Origin of the sequence: Mycobacterium colombiense, from assembly GCF_001672755.1 — a bacterium.
Lineage (GTDB): Bacteria > Actinomycetota > Actinomycetes > Mycobacteriales > Mycobacteriaceae > Mycobacterium > Mycobacterium colombiense_C.
Genome location: NZ_LZKI01000026.1, coordinates 19,162 through 35,101 on the forward strand (window position 1 = coordinate 19,162; position 15,940 = coordinate 35,101).

The window sequence follows — 15,940 nt, forward strand, 5'->3', positions numbered from 1 at the left end:
AGCCTATCGCCTACCTAGCCCGCGACAAGGACGATGACACCCGGCGGCTCGCCACTGAGTGCGGGGATTCGCGGTTCGACGGGCGCGCCCAGATTCTTGCCCACCGCATCGGCGGTGGCGTGCTCGTCGCCGGCGTCGGTGTAGTAGACCGTGGTGGACGAGACGTCGGGCACGGTCATGTTGTCGACCTTGGTGACTTTGAAGCCGGCGGAGGTCAGCTGGTCTTTGGTGCGCGCGGCGACGCCCTCTTTCGAGGAGATGTTGTAGATCTGCACCTCGGCCTGGGTGCCGGCCGGCTTGGCGGTGGGCGACGCCGACGCGGAGCTGGTGGCACTCGCGCTGGACACCGCGGACGCCGAATCGTCGTCAGAGCTCCCGGACGAACCCAGGGCCTGCCAACCGAGCAGCAGGAAAATGACGCCGAGGAACAGCAGCACCATCACCATGGCCCGCAGGGGCAGCCCGGTGGAGTCGGGAACTCGTTCTTTCATCGAGCCCTACTGTAACGAGTCAGGTCACCTCGAAGCCGAGGCGCCGCGCCGCACGTGCCTTCTGCCTGCTGGCGCGCAGCCGGCGCAGCCGTTTCACCAGCATCGGGTCGGCGGCCAGGGCCTCGGGCCGATCGACGAGCGCGTTGAGCACTTGGTAGTAGCGCGTCGCCGACATGGAGAACAACTCCTTGATGGCGTCTTCCTTCACACCGGCGAACTTCCACCACTGGCGCTCGAAGGCCAGGATGTCGTGCTCGCGGCGGGTCAGCCCATCTGCGATCTCAGAGTCGTCCCCCGATCGATTTGCCCGCGCCATGGCGCTGTCCATATCGCTTCCCCTGGACCCTTTCGGCGAATTCCGAACTGCTCGAATGACTTGACTTAGCTATGGGCGTCTTTCGGCGAATATTGAAACACGCGCCAAACCCTCAAGCCGTCATCCAGACCCGCGAGTCGGCCGATTGGCCAAGATTGCCCAGACTCCGATCGCAGGCTGAGCAGCCCACAAGCGTGCGGTAGCTTAGCCGACCATGGCAGTCGTTCCGATCCGCATCGTGGGAGATCCCGTCCTGCATACCCCGACACAGCCGGTGCCGGTCGCTGCCGACGGTTCACTGCCGGCGGATCTGGCCGAGTTGATCGCGAACATGTACGACACCATGGACGCCGCGCACGGGGTGGGGCTGGCGGCCAACCAGATCGGGGTCGGCCTGCGGGTCTTCGTCTACGACTGCGCCGACGACCGGGGCCGCACCGATCGCCGGCGCGGTGTCGTCGTCAACCCGGTTTTGGAAACCTCCGAGATACCCGAGACCATGCCCGACCCGGACAACGACGACGAGGGCTGCCTGTCGGTGCCGGGCGAGTCGTTCCCGACCGGCCGCGCCAAGTGGGCCCGCGTCACCGGGCTCGACGCCGACGGCCGGCCGGTCACCATCGAAGGCAACGACCTGTTCGCGCGGATGCTGCAGCACGAGACCGGGCATCTGGACGGCTTCCTCTATCTGGACCGCCTCGTCGGCCGGCACGCCCGCAGCGCGAAACGTGCCGTCAAATCCCACGACTGGGGCGTTCCCGGCCTCTCCTGGATGCCCGGCGAGGGACCGGACCCGTTCGGTCACTGATGGTTTCGTGGCCCGACCCGGGAACCCGGGTGACGGTTCGCTACCGCCGCCCGGCCGGTTCGGTGCCGCCGTTGACCGATGCGGTGGGCCACCTGCTGGCGGTCGACCCGATGGTGCGGGTGCAGACGAAGACCGGCGCGGTCGTCGAGTTCGCACCCTCGGACGCCGTCGCGCTGCGGGTGCTCACCGACACCCCCATCCGGACCTCGCAGATCCGTGCGCTCGAGCATGCCGCCGCCGCGGCCTGGCCGGGCGCGGAGCACTCCTGGCTGGACGGCTGGCTGCTGCGGGCCGGCCACGGCGTCGGGCTTGCCGCCAATTCCGCGGTGCCGCTTGACCTTTCGGCTCAGATCGGCACCGTGCCGGCGATCGTCGACTGGTATGAACGCCGCGGCCTGACGCCGCGACTGGCCCTGCCCGACCGGGTGCTGCCGTCGCCGCCCGGGCTGACCGGCGAACACACGGAACGGGTTGTGGTGCGCGATCTTTCCGATGCGCCGGCCCGCGATGCCGGCCCGTCCGTTGCCTTGTCAGCGCGCCCCGACGACGCCTGGCTGCGGATATCCGGCGGTGACATTCCGGTCGACGTGCTCACCGCCGTCCTCGAGGGGGAGCTCGCGTTCGGAAGGCACGGCGATGCAGCGGCCGCGCGCGCCGCGGTGACCGGCGCACCCGATGGCGCTCGCTGGGTGGGCATCTCGTGCGTGCGCTCCGCGGACTACGCCGACGAGCTGGCGGCGGTGAACTTGTGCGAGGCGTTATTGGCGTGGGGCGCCGGTCGTGGCGCGACGCGCGGCTACCTGCGGGTCCCCGACACGGGCGCGACGACGCTTGCCGCGGCGCTGGGATTCCGGCTGCACCACCGCCGCCGCTACTTCCCGGTGCGCTCCGCCGGCTGGGATAGCGTCTAGCCATGCCCGACGGAACGATCGGCGGCGGCGACCCGTCGCGCCTGCGGCTGGCCACCTGGAACGTCAACTCGATTCGCTCCCGGCTGCCCCGCGTCATCGACTGGCTGGCCCGCGCCGACGTCGACGTGCTGGCGATGCAGGAGACCAAATGCTCTGACAGCCAGTTCCCCACCCTGCCGTTCTTCGAACTCGGCTACGAGGTGGCCCACGTCGGTTTCAACCAGTGGAACGGCGTCGCGATCGCGTCGCGTGTCGGTCTCGACGATGTTCAGATCGGCTTCGACGGCCAGCCCAGCTGGAGCAGCAAGCCCGAAGTCGCCGCCACCGCGGAGGCACGCGCCCTGGCCGCCACGTGCGGCGGCGTCCGGATGTGGAGCCTCTACATTCCCAACGGCCGCGCCCTGGCCGATCCGCACTACACGTACAAACTCGAATGGCTTGCCGCACTGCATGATTCGGCGGAAGGTTGGCTGCGCGACGATCCCACCGCCGCGATCGCACTGGCCGGCGACTGGAACATCGCCCCGCAGGACGACGACGTCTGGAGCATGGAGTTCTTCGCCGGCGCCACGCATGTCTCGGAGCCGGAACGCCGCGCGTTCGAGGCCATCGTCGAGGCGCAATTCACCGATTTGGTACGCCCTTTCGCTCCGGGTCCCGGGGTCTACACGTATTGGGACTACACCCAGCTGCGATTCCCGAAGCGACAGGGCATGCGCATCGATTTCATCCTGGGCTCACCGGCTTTGGCGGGCCGCGTGACCGACGCGCAGATCGTCCGCGAAGAACGCAAGGGCAAGGCGGCCAGCGATCACGCGCCGGTGCTCATCGATGTGAGGCGTGACCAGCCACGGCCCAACGGCCCGGCCTCGCATTAAGCTCGGGCAAATTTCGTGCGGCTTCTCGTTGTCTGCGCGATGGCTTGGTGGCAGGCTTTAAAAATCAGTAGCAAGAGCAGGGAGTCATCATGAGTGTCATCGGCGGAGCAGTCCGAGGCGTGAGTCAGGCGGTGAACCGCGCGGCGACCGCGACGACCGCGGCCGCCGGTGCCGTGGGCGGCGCGGCGGTCAACGGGGTCATCGGCGGTGTCACCGGCGCCGCGGAGGGCGTCAAGCGCGGGATGAACAGCGGCAGCCACTCGGCGCCCGCGGCCGCGCTGGCCTTCGGCGCGCTGGGGGTCGCCGGATTGGTGGAGTGGCCGCTGCTGTTGGCGGTCGGCGGCAGCGCCCTGCTGTTGCAGAAGCTGAGCCGCAAGCAGGGGGCCGAGCCCCGGGCGGTCAAAGCGAACCTCAAAGCGGTGCCGGCGGAGTCGGCCCCGCGAAAATCGCCGCCCGCGAAAACCGCCAGCAAGTCCACGGCCAAGAAAACGGCCGGACGCCGGGCGGGCTCCCCTGGGTTGCGCAGCACCAACTAGGCGAACCGACGCCGATCAGCCGGTTGCTCGGCTGTACACCGGCGGGTCCGGTTGCGGCAGCGGCCAGCGCACCACGCGATCTTCGGCGTGGGCGGACGGATCCGGACAGATCGGGCCCCGGACCACCCGGGGCCGCGCGTTCGCGCCGCGACGAGGCTCCCGATCGCTGTGCCGGATCTCGACGACCCCCACGCGCCACAACAGCGCATAGAGTTCGAGTAGCGGCACCCTGAGCACCGAAGCAAACGACGAAACTAGCGGATCGCCCCCGGTGTCGGTCATCGTCGACATAAGTCCGACGTTGGACGCGCGACCCAGCGAGACGGGAAACCCTTCGTTACCGAAAGGCAAATGATGGCGGAAAAGAAGTCGCGGCGCGGCACGACCCAGCGCGAGGCGGTGGAGAAGGTCCGCGAGGGCGAAACATTTGTGGTCAACCTGCCGGCGGTCGGTCAGGTGGAAATCCCCAGGCCAGAGCAGCTGGCCTACTTCGGCGGGCTGGCGGCCCTGGCGGCCCTCGAACTCATCGACTGGCCGGTCGCCCTGGTCATCGCCGCCGGACACTTCCTGGCAAGCAGCCACCACAACAAGCTGCTGGAGGAGCTCGGCGAGGCGATGGAGGAGGCCTAGCCGGTCAGTTCGCCGCCCCCGCGACGGCGTCGTCGAAGCGCAGGGTGACGCGGGTGCCCGCCGAGGTACGCAGCGTCTCCACGTTGTCGGCCAATCCGCTCATCAGCGTGAGCCCGCGCCCGCGGCGGCGGCTGCGCAGGCTGGCCGACGAATCGCCGATCCACTGCCCGGTATCGCTGACGGTGACCGCGACGGTGCCCAGATGCAGGAAGGCCTCGATGGACACCGTCTGGCGTGGCTCATTGCGGCTGCCGTGTTCGATCGCGTTGGTGACGGCTTCACCGGTCGCCAACAGGATGTCCGTTTGCCGACGCGGCACGACGACGATGGCGTGCAGCCAGTCCCGCAGCTGCTCGCGCGCGACCGGAATCTGAGCGGGTGCGGCCGGCACCACGGTGGCGAAGCTGCCCGCGGCCAGGTGGCTGGGCCGTAGCGCGAGCACCACGACGTCGTCGCGGTAGCCGGACGGCGGGGCCATCCGGGACAGCAACTCCGCGCAGATCCGTTCCACCGGCAGCCCGGCGCACTGCGCCGCGGCCGCCTGCAGCCGGTCGAATCCGTCGTCGAGCGTTTCGCCGGGCCGTTCGATGAGTCCGTCGGTGTAGAGCAGGATCAGCCCGCCCGCCGGCAGCTCGGCCGTCGCGGTGTCGCCGAGCGGCGCGCCCGCCGGGTCGTGGGCGCCGTATCCCGTCACCGACACCGGGGCACGCCGGCCGGATTCCAGGTAGATCGCCCGCCCGTCGGGCAGCACCAGCAGCGGGTACGGGTGTCCGGCGCAGCTGTAGCTGACGGTGGCGACGCCGTCGCGAGCTTCGGTGTCGATCTGCGCGTACGCCACCGTCGCGCAGCGCGCGCCGTCGACGCTGGCGGCGTAGCGGTCCAGCGCGCCCAGCACCGCGTCCGGCTCGCCCGCGGTCAGCGCGGACGCGGCGACCGCGGCGCGCAGCCTGCTCATCACGATCGCCGCGGCCAGGCCGTGGCCGACCACGTCGCCGACCGATATCGCGATCCGGCCGGGGTGGTCCAGCGGGGTGACCGAGTACCAGTCACCGCCGACCCGCATCGCCTCGCCCGCCGGCTGGTAGACGGCCGACACGACCGCGGCGGTGGAGCCGCGATCCAAGTCGAGCAGGTGCTCTTGGAAGTCGACGGCGATCTCATGTTCGCGGGCCATCAGCCGCACCCGGTCCAGGGCCGCGGACGTCAGCTCGGCCATCCGGGCGAAGGCGTCGAGTTCGCCGGCGTCGAATTCGCGCGGCGCGGGCCACAACAACGCGAGCACACCCAGGATGCGGCCGGAGCCGTCCCGCAGCGGGTGGCTCACGCAGGCGCGGATGCTCGCCGCGCTGTCCTGCACGGCGTGCTCGTAGCGCGGCGGCAGGTCGAACGTGTCGGCGACGACCATCGACTGACCGGTGCGGGCGACGTCGGCCCCGATCAACGGGGCGTCGAGCGCGACGACGTGGTAGCGGTCCCGGAACTCCGCGGGCAGGTCGCCGGCGTATTCGAACCGCAGGTAGTGCTCGCCGTCGACCACCCCGATCGCGAGGGCGCCGGCGTCGCCGGAGCCGAAGGAGGAGCCCAGCAGGGCGTCCATGATCCCGCCGACCGAGCTGGTGCCCTGCAGCGCCGAGTCGAGGTGCACCAGGTCCGAGGCCAGGAGCGACTGCGCCTCGCGGCGCTGCCGGTCCCGCTCGCGGCCGACCGCGGACAATCTCGACGCCAACCGATCGATCAGCTCTTGGGACCGGAACGGCTTGGGCAGGTAGTCGTCGGCCCCGCCGGCGTAGCCCTCGTTGACGGCCTCCGCGCCGGCCCGGGCGGACAGCATCAGGATCGGGGTCGCCGCCAATTCCGGGTCAGCGCGCACGGCGGCGACGAATCCGAAGCCGTCGAGCCCGGGCATCATCACGTCGGTGACGATCGCGTCCGGGCGCAGGTTCCGCGTGGCGGCCAGTGCCGACTCGCCGTCGCCGACCAGTACCGTCTCCCACCGCGCCGACAGCACCCGGTCCAGGTGCGCCCGCATGTCGGCGTTGTCGTCGGCGATCAGCACCAGTTGGCGGGTCGTCCCGGGTGCGGCGCCGGGTTCGGCGGCCGTCATCACCCACTGACTGGCCTCCGCGACATACGGGTTGGTCTCATCCAACCCGGCGGGCGACGGCTCGATGACCGCCCCCGAGACCGATCGTGGCACCCGGATGGTGACGGTCGTCCCGCGGTCCACTTCGCTGTCGATCGCCACCGTGCCCCGTTGCAGGTCGACCAGCCCCCGGACCAAAGACAACCCGATCCCGGTGCCCTCGACGCTGCGGCCACGAACGTTGTCGGCCCGGTAGAAGCGCTCGAACAGCAGCTTCTGATCCTCGGCGCCGATCCCCACCCCGGTGTCGCGCACGGCGATCACACAATCCCCGGATTCGGTTCGCACCTGCACCGAAATCGTGCCCTGCAGCGTGTATTTGACCGCATTGGACAGCAGATTGAGGACGATGGTCTCCCACATGCCCGGATCGACATCGGCCAGGGCCGGCGCGCAGTCCAGCTCCAGCTCGAGCCCCGCCCGCTGGCACAGTTCGGCGAACGACGACGCGATCTGCTCGGTGAGTGCGCCGACGTCGGTGCGCATCAGCTTCGCGTTGGCCCGGCCGGCCTCAATGCGGGAGAAGTCGAGCAGCGAGTCCACCAGGCGCTGCAGACGGCGCGCGTTGCGTCCCGCGGTGGTAAGCCGCTCCGCGAGAACGCTTTCCGGCGCGGCGTCGGACAGTGCGTCGTCAAGCGGTCCGAGCAGCAGGGTCAGCGGGGTGCGGAACTCGTGGCTGACGTTGGTCAGAAACGCGGTCTTCGCCCGGTCCAGTTCGGCCAGCGCATCGGCGCGATGCCGTTGCTGCTCGTAGGAGGCGATCGTGGCGAATGTCGACGTCAACTGGTCGGCCAGCAGCTGGCAGAAACCGTGAAACTGCGTGTCGAGGGGGCGCCTCGGGCTGGCACCGATCACCAGCGCTCCCGCGGTCGAGGCCTCCCCGAGCGGCAGCACCAGAGCCTCGTGCGGACAGTCGGCACCCAGGACATCGTCGATGCCGGGGATCGCGCCCGCGACGTCGTCGATGACTTTGACCTCGGCACGGGACCGTGCCGCATCCCATTCGGTCAGCTGCGCCAATTCGTCGGGCAGCAGCGCCCGGACCGATGGCGTCGCGCCGCGCAGCGTGATGTCGCCCGCGTCGCCGGCGTCGGCGTAGACGGCGATGAACGACAGGTCGGCGGGCTGTGACGCGCACACCCCGACCGCGACACCGACCGCGTCGTCGATGCTGCGGCTGCCGACTATCGCGGAGGCGACCGTGTTGAGCAGGTGCAGGCGGCGCTCACTCAGCACCCGATCGGTGGTCTCGTAGGAGGGGCAGAAGATGCCGAAGGGCTTGCCGTCGGCGCCCATCAGCGGGCTGTAGGTGAAGGTGAAGAACCGCTCGACGCGGCGCCCGGCGGTCACCATCGGCAACATCAGGTCACGCGACCAGGTCGCCTCACCGGTTGCGATGACACCGGCCAGCATCGGGCCGATCGAGTCCCAGATGTCCCACCACACGACGCGGCCGGGCTGGCCGAAGGAGTCGAGCTTGTCGCCGAGGATCTCCGTGTAGGCGTCGTTGTACACCACGAACAGGTCCGCGGTGTCCAGCCACAGCACGAGCGGGAACCTCGAGGCCAGGGTCGTGGCGACCGCTGCCCGCATCTCGCCCGGCCAGTCCCGCGGTGGTCCCAGGGGATGAGCGTCCCAGTCGTATTCGGCGAACCGCCGGCCCATCTCGCCGCCCAACGAAACAGCAGCGGCCAGGTCAGCCGGCAGTCGCGACTCCTTCACTGTCGTCTTCGTTGCAACGCCGCGGACAGCGTCGGGTAGATGTCGAACACCCGGTCCAACTCGGTGACCTGCATCGGTCGCAGCACCTGATCGTGTTCGGCGACCAGCCGAACCGACGTTCCGCCGGATTTCGCATCCTCGTGACAGTCGAGCACCGCGTTCAACGCCGCGCTGCCGAAGAAATCAACAGCCTGCAAGTCGATCACCACCGGTCGGACCGGCTGCGCCGAGGCGAGCTCGAGCGCGGTGGTCAGGTGAGCGGCGAGCTCACCGACGGTACTGGAGTCGACATCGCCCTTGACGCTCACGATCACTACGTCGTCGTGGGCCTCGTGTTCGACCGCCAACAACTTCATGCCTTTCGCCGCAACCTACGTTGGGATCTGCAGCCGCTAAGCCCGCTCACGCGGCGGAGATGCGCGGTTGCGCATCGCAGATCCCCAGAGATTAACCCGTACCCGAACTGCGCGTTTAACGATTCGTTGGTTACCCAGTGGGCTCGGGAGGAATCCTCTCGTGCACGGTCAGCAGCAAATGGTCGAACTGACTCTGCAGGGCGGCAACCGGTGCCGGCAGGGTGGCGACATCGGCGAGCAGCTGCTTGGCCAGTGCACGCAGTTTCACGTTGGTCTCTTGCGACCGCCACTGCAGCACGCGAAACGCGTGCTCGGCGCTCACCCGGTACACGTACATCAGCACGCCCTTGGCCTGTTCGATGGCCGCGCGGCTCTCGAACAGGTCCGGCAGTTCGGTATCGAGCACCGCCTGCCGGGTCTCGTCGAACGTGTTGGTGAGGTCGATGTAGTAGCCCTCGGTGCCCAGCACGGCGCCCGCCTCGTCCAGCATGCGGTCGGCGACGACGATAGCGTCGTGCACCGCGCCCGCGGTGTCGATGAACCGGTGCCGGCTCGAGAACGACTCCTCGGACTGCAGGGCATGGTCGAGCAGCTCCTGCACATGCGCTCGATCGTCGGGATGCTTGTGCGACAACAGCAGTTCGGTCGTCGGCACGACCTCGCCCGGCTCGTAGCCGTGCATCCTGGCGACCTCGTCTGACCATTCCCAGCGTTGTCCGACGAACCAGAAGCGGAACGCTCCGATGTTCAGATACCCGGGGGCCGGCTCGCCAGGCTCGGAAAATCGAACACCGTCCCCGTTTGATGACGATTCCCCTGTTCGCCCGCGCTGTTGCACGTTTGCATTTTTCCACTACGGGAACGTCCTCGGCTACCTCCCCGCTGGAAAAGGCTGTCAACCATGTCACTCGGTCCGGGGTGGGGGTAACGTCGCGTGCGGACCCATCCATATGACGCGGGAGCGCACGCCGAGTGCGCTGAGAGGACGGCTCGGGGCCGTCGACCGTACGAACCTGACCGGGTAATGCCGGCGTAGGGAGATGAAAAATGACTGATGTCCTTCCCGGAACCATCGACGCGTCGGTGACCACCGGCCCGATCGCGGGCAGCAGCAAGGCCTACCGCGAGATCGAGGGGCCGGACGGCGTGACCCTGCGGGTGCCGCTGCGGCGCGTGCACCTGTCCACCGGCGACGACTTCGACCTGTACGACACCTCGGGGCCCTACACCGATCCGGACGCGACGATCGATCTGACGGCGGGGCTGCCGCCGCGGCCCGGCGTGGTCCGCGACCGCGGCACCCAGCTGCAGCGCGCCCGCGCCGGCGAGATCACCGCCGAGATGGCCTACATCGCCGCCCGCGAGGGCATGCCCGCCGAGCTGGTGCGCGACGAGGTCGCCCGCGGCCGCGCGGTGATCCCGGCCAACCACAACCACCCCGAGATCGAGCCGATGATCATCGGCAAGGCATTTGCAACCAAGGTGAACGCAAACATCGGCAACTCGGCGGTGACGTCCTCGATCGCCGAGGAGGTCGACAAGATGGTGTGGGCCACCCGGTGGGGCGCCGACACCATCATGGACCTGTCCACCGGCAAGAACATCCACGAAACCCGTGAGTGGATCCTGCGCAACTCGCCGGTGCCGGTCGGCACCGTGCCCATCTACCAGGCGCTGGAAAAGACCAAAGGCGACCCGACCGAGCTGACCTGGGAGCTCTACCGCGACACCGTGATCGAGCAGTGCGAGCAGGGCGTGGACTACATGACCGTGCACGCCGGTGTGCTGCTGCGCTACGTGCCGCTCACCGCCAAGCGGGTCACCGGCATCGTGTCGCGCGGCGGCTCGATCATGGCGGCCTGGTGCCTGGCGCATCACCGGGAATCGTTCCTGTACACCAACTTCGACGAGCTCTGCGAGATCTTCGCCCGCTACGACGTCACCTTCTCCCTCGGCGACGGGCTGCGGCCGGGCTCGATCGCCGACGCCAACGACGCCGCGCAGTTCGCCGAGTTGCGCACCCTGGGCGAGCTGACCAAGATCGCGAAATCCCATGGCGTGCAGGTGATGATCGAGGGTCCGGGCCACGTCCCGATGCACAAGATCGTCGAGAACGTGCGGCTGGAAGAGGAGTGGTGCGAGGAGGCCCCGTTCTACACGCTGGGCCCGCTGGCCACCGACATCGCACCGGCCTACGACCACATCACCTCGGCGATCGGCGCGGCCATCATCGCCCAGGCAGGCACCGCGATGCTGTGCTACGTGACCCCCAAGGAACACCTGGGGCTGCCGGACCGCAAGGACGTCAAGGACGGCGTGATCGCCTACAAGATCGCCGCGCACGCAGGCGATCTGGCCAAGGGGCACCCGCACGCGCAGGAGCGGGACAACGCACTGTCGACGGCGCGCTTCGAGTTCCGGTGGAACGACCAGTTCGCGCTGTCGCTCGACCCGGACACCGCGCGCGAGTACCACGACGAGACGCTGCCGGCCGAACCCGCCAAGACCGCGCACTTCTGCTCGATGTGCGGCCCGAAGTTCTGCTCGATGCGCATCACCCAGGATGTCCGCGACTACGCCGCCAAACACGGCCTGGACAGCGAGGAAGCGATTGAGGCGGCCATGTCCGAGGGCATGGCGGAGAAGTCGCGCGAGTTCGCCGAGCAGGGCAACCGGGTGTATCTACCGCTGGCCCAGGGGTGATCGCAAGCGCGGCGCCGCCGGGCGCAGCGGGTCGCCGCCATCCGGCACAGTGACATTCCTGCCGTTGCCTGCGCCGGGCACGACGCCGCGGCGGGTGCTGTCCATTGCCGGATCGGACTCCGGGGGCGGCGCGGGCATCGAAGCCGACATGCGCACGATGGCGCTGCTGGGCGTGCACGCGTGCGTCGCGGTCACCGCGGTGACCGTGCAGAACACGTTGGGCGTGCAGAGTTTTCACGAAGTGCCCGGTGATGTGGTCGCCGGCCAGATCGAAGCCGTGGCCGGCGACATCGGCATCCAGTCCGCCAAGACCGGCATGCTGGCGTCGCCGCGCATCATCGACACCGTGGCGACCACCTGGCGCCGGCTCGGGTTGACTGTTCCGCTCGTCGTCGACCCGGTGGCGGCATCCATGCACGGCGATGCGCTGATGGCGCCGGCCGCCCTGGATTCGCTTCGCGACCAACTGTTTCCGTTGGCCACGCTGGTGACGCCGAACCTGGACGAGGTTCGGCTGCTGGTCGACATCGATGTGGTGGACCCTGCCTCGCAGCGGGCGGCCGCCAAGGCGCTGCACGCGCTGGGCCCGCAGTGGGTTCTGGTCAAGGGCGGTCACCTGCGGTCATCGGATCGCAGCTGCGACCTGCTCTACGACGGCGCCGATTTCCACGAGTTCGACGCGGAGCGCATCGCCACCGGCAACGACCACGGCGGTGGTGACACGCTCGCCAGCGCCGTGGCGTGCGCGCTGGCGCACGACTTCTCCGTGCCCGGCGCCGTCGAGTTCGGCAAGCGATGGGTCACCGAGTGTCTGCGCGCCGCCTACCCGCTGGGCCATGGCCACGGCCCCGTCTCCCCGCTGTTTCGGCTGTCATGAATTTGGATCAGATCGCGGGCATCGCGCACGAACCCGACGGAGCACCAAAGGGCGTGGTGGTTCTGACTCACGGCGCCGGTGGCAACCGGGATTCCGCGCTGCTGCAACAGGTTTGCGAGGAGTGGGCGCGGCGCGGCTGGCTTGCGGTGCGCTACAACCTGCCCTACCGCCGCCGCCGGCCCAGCGGCCCACCCTCGGGTTCGGCCGCCACCGACCGGGCCGGCATCGTCGAGGCCATCACGCTGTGCCGCGGTCTCGCCGACGGCCCGCTGATCGCCGGTGGGCATTCCTACGGCGGGCGGCAGACGTCCATGGTGGTCGCGGCCGGGGAGGCCGCGGTGGACATGCTGACGCTGTTCTCCTATCCGGTCCATCCCCCGGGCAAACCCGAACGCGCCCGCACCGAGCACCTGCCCGACATCACGGTGCCGACGGTGTTCACGCATGGCACCTCGGATCCGTTCGGCACGCCCGACGAACTGCGTGCCGCCGCCGCGCTGATCACCGGAACGACCGCCGTCGTCGAGATCGCCAGTGCCCGGCACGATCTGCGATCCAAGACGTTGAACGTGCCGGCCCTGGCCGTCGATGCGGCTCTGCAGTTGCTCGGACGTAATTAGACAGTTAAAACTGGACAGTTTTGACTGTCTAATCTAAGGTGGGTGCCGTGGATGGCATCAGCGACTCCGCCGTGGCGGCGGCACGCGATATCCGGGTGGTGTTCAGCCGGCTACGGCGGCGGTTGAAGGACATCGCGGTCGACGGTCTGACACCATCGCAGACGGCGGTACTCACCCGGCTGTGGAAAGACGGGCCGTCGTCGGCCAGCGCATTGGCCGGCGCCGAGCAGGTCCGCCCGCAGTCGATGGCCACCATCCTGGCCGCCCTGGGCCAGCGTGGGCTCGTCGAGCGCGCGCCGGACCCGAATGACGGGCGGCGCCAAGTGGTCTCGCTCACCCCGGAGGGAAAGAGGCGCGCCGAAAGCGACCGCCGCGCCCGCGAGGAGTGGCTGGCCCGCGCCATCCAGGAGCGCTACACCGAGTCCGAGCGGCGGGTCATCGTCGACGCGCTGTCCCTGCTCGAGCGCTTGACCGAACAATGAAAGGACAGGTGCCACCATGGAAGTAGGACTGCACTTCATCGACTTTCTACCCGGAGACCCGGCCAGGCTGGGCCCGACCCTGGCCGACGCGGCCAAGGCCGCCGAGCAGGGCGGCGCCACGCTCTTCACCCTCGCCGACCACCTCTTCCAGATGGAAGAGCTTGCGCCGGCGCAGAATCCGTTCCTCGAGGGTTACACATCGCTGGGCTTCCTGGCCGCCCAGACGACCACGATCGACCTGGCCCTGCTGGTCACCGGCGTCACCTACCGTTATCCCGGTCTGTTGGCCAAGGCGGTCACCACCCTGGACGTGCTCTCGCAGGGCCGGGCGATGTTGGGTCTGGGTGCGGCCTGGTACGAACGCGAGCACACCGCGCTGGGCATTCCCTATCCGCCACTGAGCACCCGCTTCGAAATGCTGGAAGAGACGCTGCAGATCTGCCGCCAGATGTGGAGTGCGGACGACGGGCCCTACACCGGCACGCACTACCGGCTGAACGAGACGATCTGTGAGCCGCAACCGATTCGGCGACCGCCGATCCTGATCGGCGGCGACGGTGAGAAGAAGACGCTGCGCCTGGTCGCGCAGTACGCCGACATCTGGAACAGCATGTCGAACGACGTCGGAGAGCTCCAGCACAAGATCGAGGTGCTGAACCGGCACTGCGACACGGTGGGCAGGGACCCGGGCGAGGTTCGCAAGACCTCCGGCGGCCTGGCCGGCGCCGATCCCTTCGACGACACGGACGAATTCTTGAAGACCGTGGAAGGCTACGCCGCGCTGGGTGTCGACATGATCAACCTCGGCCCGATGCCCGGCACTCCGGATCCGGTCGGATTCGTCCGCCGCCTGGGCGACGAGGTGATTCCCCGTCTCGCCGAAATAGGTTCAGCCCGATGATGGTTCGTTACCCGGGGTAGCGGGAGTAACAGGCGTCCGCGTTGCTGGTCACGCCACCACGGAACGCCGCGATCCGGGTGAAACCGGCCGGCACGCTGGTGCCGTCCGCGTCACTGGCCACCAGATGGTTGGTGAGTAGGCCGGCGACCGCCTCGTCGAGATCACCGGCGGTCAGCAGCAATTGGTTGTGTGAGGGCAGGTCGATCGGCTCGGCCATCTTGCGATGCGCCACACCGGTCAGGCATGCGGTCCGCAGCGCGGTCCATGGGCTCTGCATCGGCAGGCCGCGCTCGTGCTGCACCGCCAGCGCATATCTCGACATCACGACGGACAGCGCGGTGTCGTCGCCCTGGGGCAGGGTCTGCTGCTTTTCGTCGGCGACCGTGCCCATGGCGGCGAGCCCGGGCAGGTCGATCACGATGGTGTTGCTGGCCGGGCAGTAGGACGCGGGTGGGGTGGCCTTGGCGTCCGGGCAATCGGCCGGCTGGTAGGACAGGGCCGGCGGGTTGGTCGGGGCGAAGATCCTTCCCAGCAGCTCCATCAAATTCGACAGGGTGTCCTGGTTGATCGGCACCTCGCCGGTCTCCGTTGCCCCGGAGTTGTCGACCCGCAAGGCGTTTGGCAGATCGCCGCGGCGCTGCTCGATTTCGTGGCGGTTGATCGCCGCACAAGCCGAGGCGCCGTTGAGGAAACCCATCTGGAAGGCGCTGATGCGGTCCAGGGCCGACCCGTGCGCGTCGTCGTTCTCGGTCTCGCTGTCCATCACCGGGTCACGCGTGGTGATGATCCCCGCCAGCACGTGGTCGAGCCCGTCGGCGGTGCTCAGCGTGAAGCGCGGCGACTTGCCGGCGGCGACCCAGTACAAATAGACGCCGGCAAAGCAGTCGGCCTGCTGCTCGCGGACGATGGTCGCGTCCCGTCGGGTCACCAGCTTCGCCATCTGCTGTAGCGCATGCCCGAATTCGTGTGCCAGCACACCGGTGACGGACATGTCACCGAAGTACTTCTGCGCCATGGGCATGAATACGCCACGGTCCCAGGCGATCAGGTTGCACTTGCTGGTGTAGAAGGCGTTGACGAGCTTGTAGGTCTCGTTGTGGCACACGATCGGGCTGCGCGGATCGCTGGAGTTGTAGGACACCATCTTGCCAACCGGGACGAACTTGCCCTTCAGCGATTGGTCGTAGACCGACTGCCAGTAGTCCTCGATGTCGTTGACCGACAACAGCGCCAGGTTGTCGATCGGCCCGTTGTCGGTGTTGAGCACCTTGCCGGTGGGACTGGGCGCGTCCGAACGGATTCCGCTGGGCCCGTTGGTCGCGGGCAGTCCCCCGACCAGAAAGGGGTCGTTGAGCATCGACAGCGCGCGCCCGTCGACGAACGTCGTGCAACCGGTCACCACAAGTACTGTCGCTGCCCAGACGATCGCCGACCTGAGCGCAGCGCTATTCATGACCAACCTCATCCCGACCGGCTACAGGGCAGCATCAAGGGAACTCAGTCTAGAGGCATCGACCCTACCGGGCAGCAGGAATCGAGGGACCCAGCAAACATGCACCTTGCGGC

At 68.6% G+C, this 15,940-nt stretch carries 17 protein-coding genes and 1 riboswitch; of the genes, 10 read left to right on the top strand and 7 right to left on the bottom strand.

Annotated elements, in window-relative coordinates; all coding sequences use genetic code 11:
* Positions 1-14 precede the first annotated feature (14 nt).
* Positions 15-491 (bottom strand): LytR C-terminal domain-containing protein, encoded by a 477-nt coding sequence (locus tag A5708_RS02685; protein WP_065027140.1) that lies wholly within the window; start codon positions 489-491, stop codon positions 15-17.
* Between the two features lie 19 nt (positions 492-510).
* Positions 511-819 carry a DUF3263 domain-containing protein gene (locus tag A5708_RS02690; protein ID WP_007768412.1) on the bottom strand — a complete coding sequence of 103 codons (309 nt, stop codon included), beginning with the start codon at positions 817-819 and terminating at the stop codon, positions 511-513.
* 202 nt (positions 820-1,021) lie between these two features.
* Here A5708_RS02690 and A5708_RS02695 point away from each other — a divergent pair, with 202 nt between their 5' ends.
* The 4 genes from A5708_RS02695 to A5708_RS02710 all read left to right on the top strand — a co-directional run bounded on the left by A5708_RS02695 (position 1,022) and on the right by A5708_RS02710 (position 3,940).
* Complete coding sequence (locus A5708_RS02695; RefSeq protein ID WP_065027141.1) at positions 1,022-1,615, top strand: peptide deformylase; 594 nt, start codon at positions 1,022-1,024, stop codon at positions 1,613-1,615.
* The gene (locus A5708_RS02700; RefSeq protein ID WP_065027142.1) at positions 1,615-2,526 is read left to right on the top strand and encodes a GCN5 family acetyltransferase; all 912 of its coding nucleotides are present in this window, start codon (positions 1,615-1,617) and stop codon (positions 2,524-2,526) included. Before A5708_RS02695 ends, A5708_RS02700 begins: the two co-directional genes overlap by 1 nt.
* A 41-nt stretch (positions 2,527-2,567) precedes the next feature.
* Positions 2,568-3,404 (top strand): exodeoxyribonuclease III, encoded by an 837-nt coding sequence (locus tag A5708_RS02705; protein WP_196772514.1) that lies wholly within the window; start codon positions 2,568-2,570, stop codon positions 3,402-3,404.
* A gap of 89 nt (positions 3,405-3,493) precedes the next feature.
* Positions 3,494-3,940 (top strand): hypothetical protein, encoded by a 447-nt coding sequence (locus A5708_RS02710; protein WP_065027144.1) that lies wholly within the window; start codon positions 3,494-3,496, stop codon positions 3,938-3,940.
* A gap of 15 nt (positions 3,941-3,955) precedes the next feature.
* Here the strand turns inward: A5708_RS02710 and A5708_RS02715 are convergent, their stop codons facing one another.
* Positions 3,956-4,222: an Rv1535 domain-containing protein gene (locus A5708_RS02715; protein WP_065027145.1), complete on the bottom strand. Its 267-nt coding sequence runs from the start codon at positions 4,220-4,222 to the stop codon at positions 3,956-3,958.
* Positions 4,223-4,294: 72 nt separating this feature from the next.
* On the opposite strand from A5708_RS02715, the gene A5708_RS02720 reads away from it, so the two are divergent.
* The gene (locus tag A5708_RS02720; protein WP_155765859.1) at positions 4,295-4,570 is read left to right on the top strand and encodes a hypothetical protein; all 276 of its coding nucleotides are present in this window, start codon (positions 4,295-4,297) and stop codon (positions 4,568-4,570) included.
* Between the two features lie 4 nt (positions 4,571-4,574).
* On the opposite strand, the gene A5708_RS02725 is transcribed toward A5708_RS02720, so the two are convergent.
* The 3 genes from A5708_RS02725 to A5708_RS02735 all read right to left on the bottom strand — a co-directional run bounded on the left by A5708_RS02725 (position 4,575) and on the right by A5708_RS02735 (position 9,629).
* Complete coding sequence (locus A5708_RS02725) at positions 4,575-8,435, bottom strand: SpoIIE family protein phosphatase (protein WP_065027147.1); 3,861 nt, start codon at positions 8,433-8,435, stop codon at positions 4,575-4,577.
* A complete protein-coding gene (locus tag A5708_RS02730; protein WP_065027148.1) occupies positions 8,432-8,791 on the bottom strand; it encodes an STAS domain-containing protein in 360 nt (119 codons plus the stop codon). Before A5708_RS02730 ends, A5708_RS02725 begins: the two co-directional genes overlap by 4 nt.
* A gap of 130 nt (positions 8,792-8,921) precedes the next feature.
* Entirely contained in the window at positions 8,922-9,629 is a 708-nt protein-coding gene (locus A5708_RS02735; RefSeq protein WP_065027149.1) for a PAS and ANTAR domain-containing protein, read from the bottom strand.
* A 107-nt stretch (positions 9,630-9,736) separates the two neighbouring features.
* Positions 9,737-9,847, top strand: a riboswitch (TPP riboswitch).
* Between A5708_RS02735 and thiC the strand changes: the two genes are divergently transcribed.
* From thiC to A5708_RS02760, 5 genes are all read left to right on the top strand, one after another.
* Positions 9,839-11,494, top strand: coding sequence for a phosphomethylpyrimidine synthase ThiC (gene thiC, locus A5708_RS02740; RefSeq protein ID WP_065027150.1), 1,656 nt, complete (start codon positions 9,839-9,841; stop codon positions 11,492-11,494). Its footprint overlaps the riboswitch before it by 9 nt.
* A 49-nt stretch (positions 11,495-11,543) precedes the next feature.
* The gene (gene thiD, locus A5708_RS02745; protein WP_065027151.1) at positions 11,544-12,371 is read left to right on the top strand and encodes a bifunctional hydroxymethylpyrimidine kinase/phosphomethylpyrimidine kinase; all 828 of its coding nucleotides are present in this window, start codon (positions 11,544-11,546) and stop codon (positions 12,369-12,371) included.
* Complete coding sequence (locus A5708_RS02750; RefSeq protein WP_065027152.1) at positions 12,368-12,991, top strand: alpha/beta family hydrolase; 624 nt, start codon at positions 12,368-12,370, stop codon at positions 12,989-12,991. The genes thiD and A5708_RS02750 overlap by 4 nt, the downstream gene beginning before the upstream one ends.
* A 47-nt stretch (positions 12,992-13,038) precedes the next feature.
* Positions 13,039-13,473: a MarR family winged helix-turn-helix transcriptional regulator gene (locus A5708_RS02755; protein ID WP_065027153.1), complete on the top strand. Its 435-nt coding sequence runs from the start codon at positions 13,039-13,041 to the stop codon at positions 13,471-13,473.
* A gap of 16 nt (positions 13,474-13,489) precedes the next feature.
* Positions 13,490-14,374 carry an LLM class F420-dependent oxidoreductase gene (locus A5708_RS02760; protein ID WP_065027154.1) on the top strand — a complete coding sequence of 295 codons (885 nt, stop codon included), beginning with the start codon at positions 13,490-13,492 and terminating at the stop codon, positions 14,372-14,374.
* A 7-nt stretch (positions 14,375-14,381) separates the two neighbouring features.
* On the opposite strand, the gene A5708_RS02765 is transcribed toward A5708_RS02760, so the two are convergent.
* The gene (locus A5708_RS02765; RefSeq protein WP_065027155.1) at positions 14,382-15,827 is read right to left on the bottom strand and encodes a neutral zinc metallopeptidase; all 1,446 of its coding nucleotides are present in this window, start codon (positions 15,825-15,827) and stop codon (positions 14,382-14,384) included.
* Positions 15,828-15,940: the final 113 nt, after the last annotated feature.

Bases quoted from the DNA above. Each gene is read 5' to 3' on its own strand.
- A5708_RS02685 (WP_065027140.1), bottom strand. From the start codon at position 491: ATGAAAGAACGAGTTCCCGACTCCACCGGGCTGCCCCTGCGGGCCATG.
- A5708_RS02690 (WP_007768412.1), bottom strand. From the start codon at position 819: ATGGACAGCGCCATGGCGCGGGCAAATCGATCGGGGGACGACTCTGAG.
- A5708_RS02695 (WP_065027141.1), top strand. From the start codon at position 1,022: ATGGCAGTCGTTCCGATCCGCATCGTGGGAGATCCCGTCCTGCATACC.
- A5708_RS02700 (WP_065027142.1), top strand. From the start codon at position 1,615: ATGGTTTCGTGGCCCGACCCGGGAACCCGGGTGACGGTTCGCTACCGC.
- A5708_RS02710 (WP_065027144.1), top strand. From the start codon at position 3,494: ATGAGTGTCATCGGCGGAGCAGTCCGAGGCGTGAGTCAGGCGGTGAAC.
- A5708_RS02715 (WP_065027145.1), bottom strand. From the start codon at position 4,222: ATGACCGACACCGGGGGCGATCCGCTAGTTTCGTCGTTTGCTTCGGTG.
- A5708_RS02720 (WP_155765859.1), top strand. From the start codon at position 4,295: ATGGCGGAAAAGAAGTCGCGGCGCGGCACGACCCAGCGCGAGGCGGTG.
- A5708_RS02730 (WP_065027148.1), bottom strand. From the start codon at position 8,791: ATGAAGTTGTTGGCGGTCGAACACGAGGCCCACGACGACGTAGTGATC.
- thiC (WP_065027150.1), top strand. From the start codon at position 9,839: ATGACTGATGTCCTTCCCGGAACCATCGACGCGTCGGTGACCACCGGC.
- A5708_RS02750 (WP_065027152.1), top strand. From the start codon at position 12,368: ATGAATTTGGATCAGATCGCGGGCATCGCGCACGAACCCGACGGAGCA.
- A5708_RS02760 (WP_065027154.1), top strand. From the start codon at position 13,490: ATGGAAGTAGGACTGCACTTCATCGACTTTCTACCCGGAGACCCGGCC.
- A5708_RS02765 (WP_065027155.1), bottom strand. From the start codon at position 15,827: ATGAATAGCGCTGCGCTCAGGTCGGCGATCGTCTGGGCAGCGACAGTA.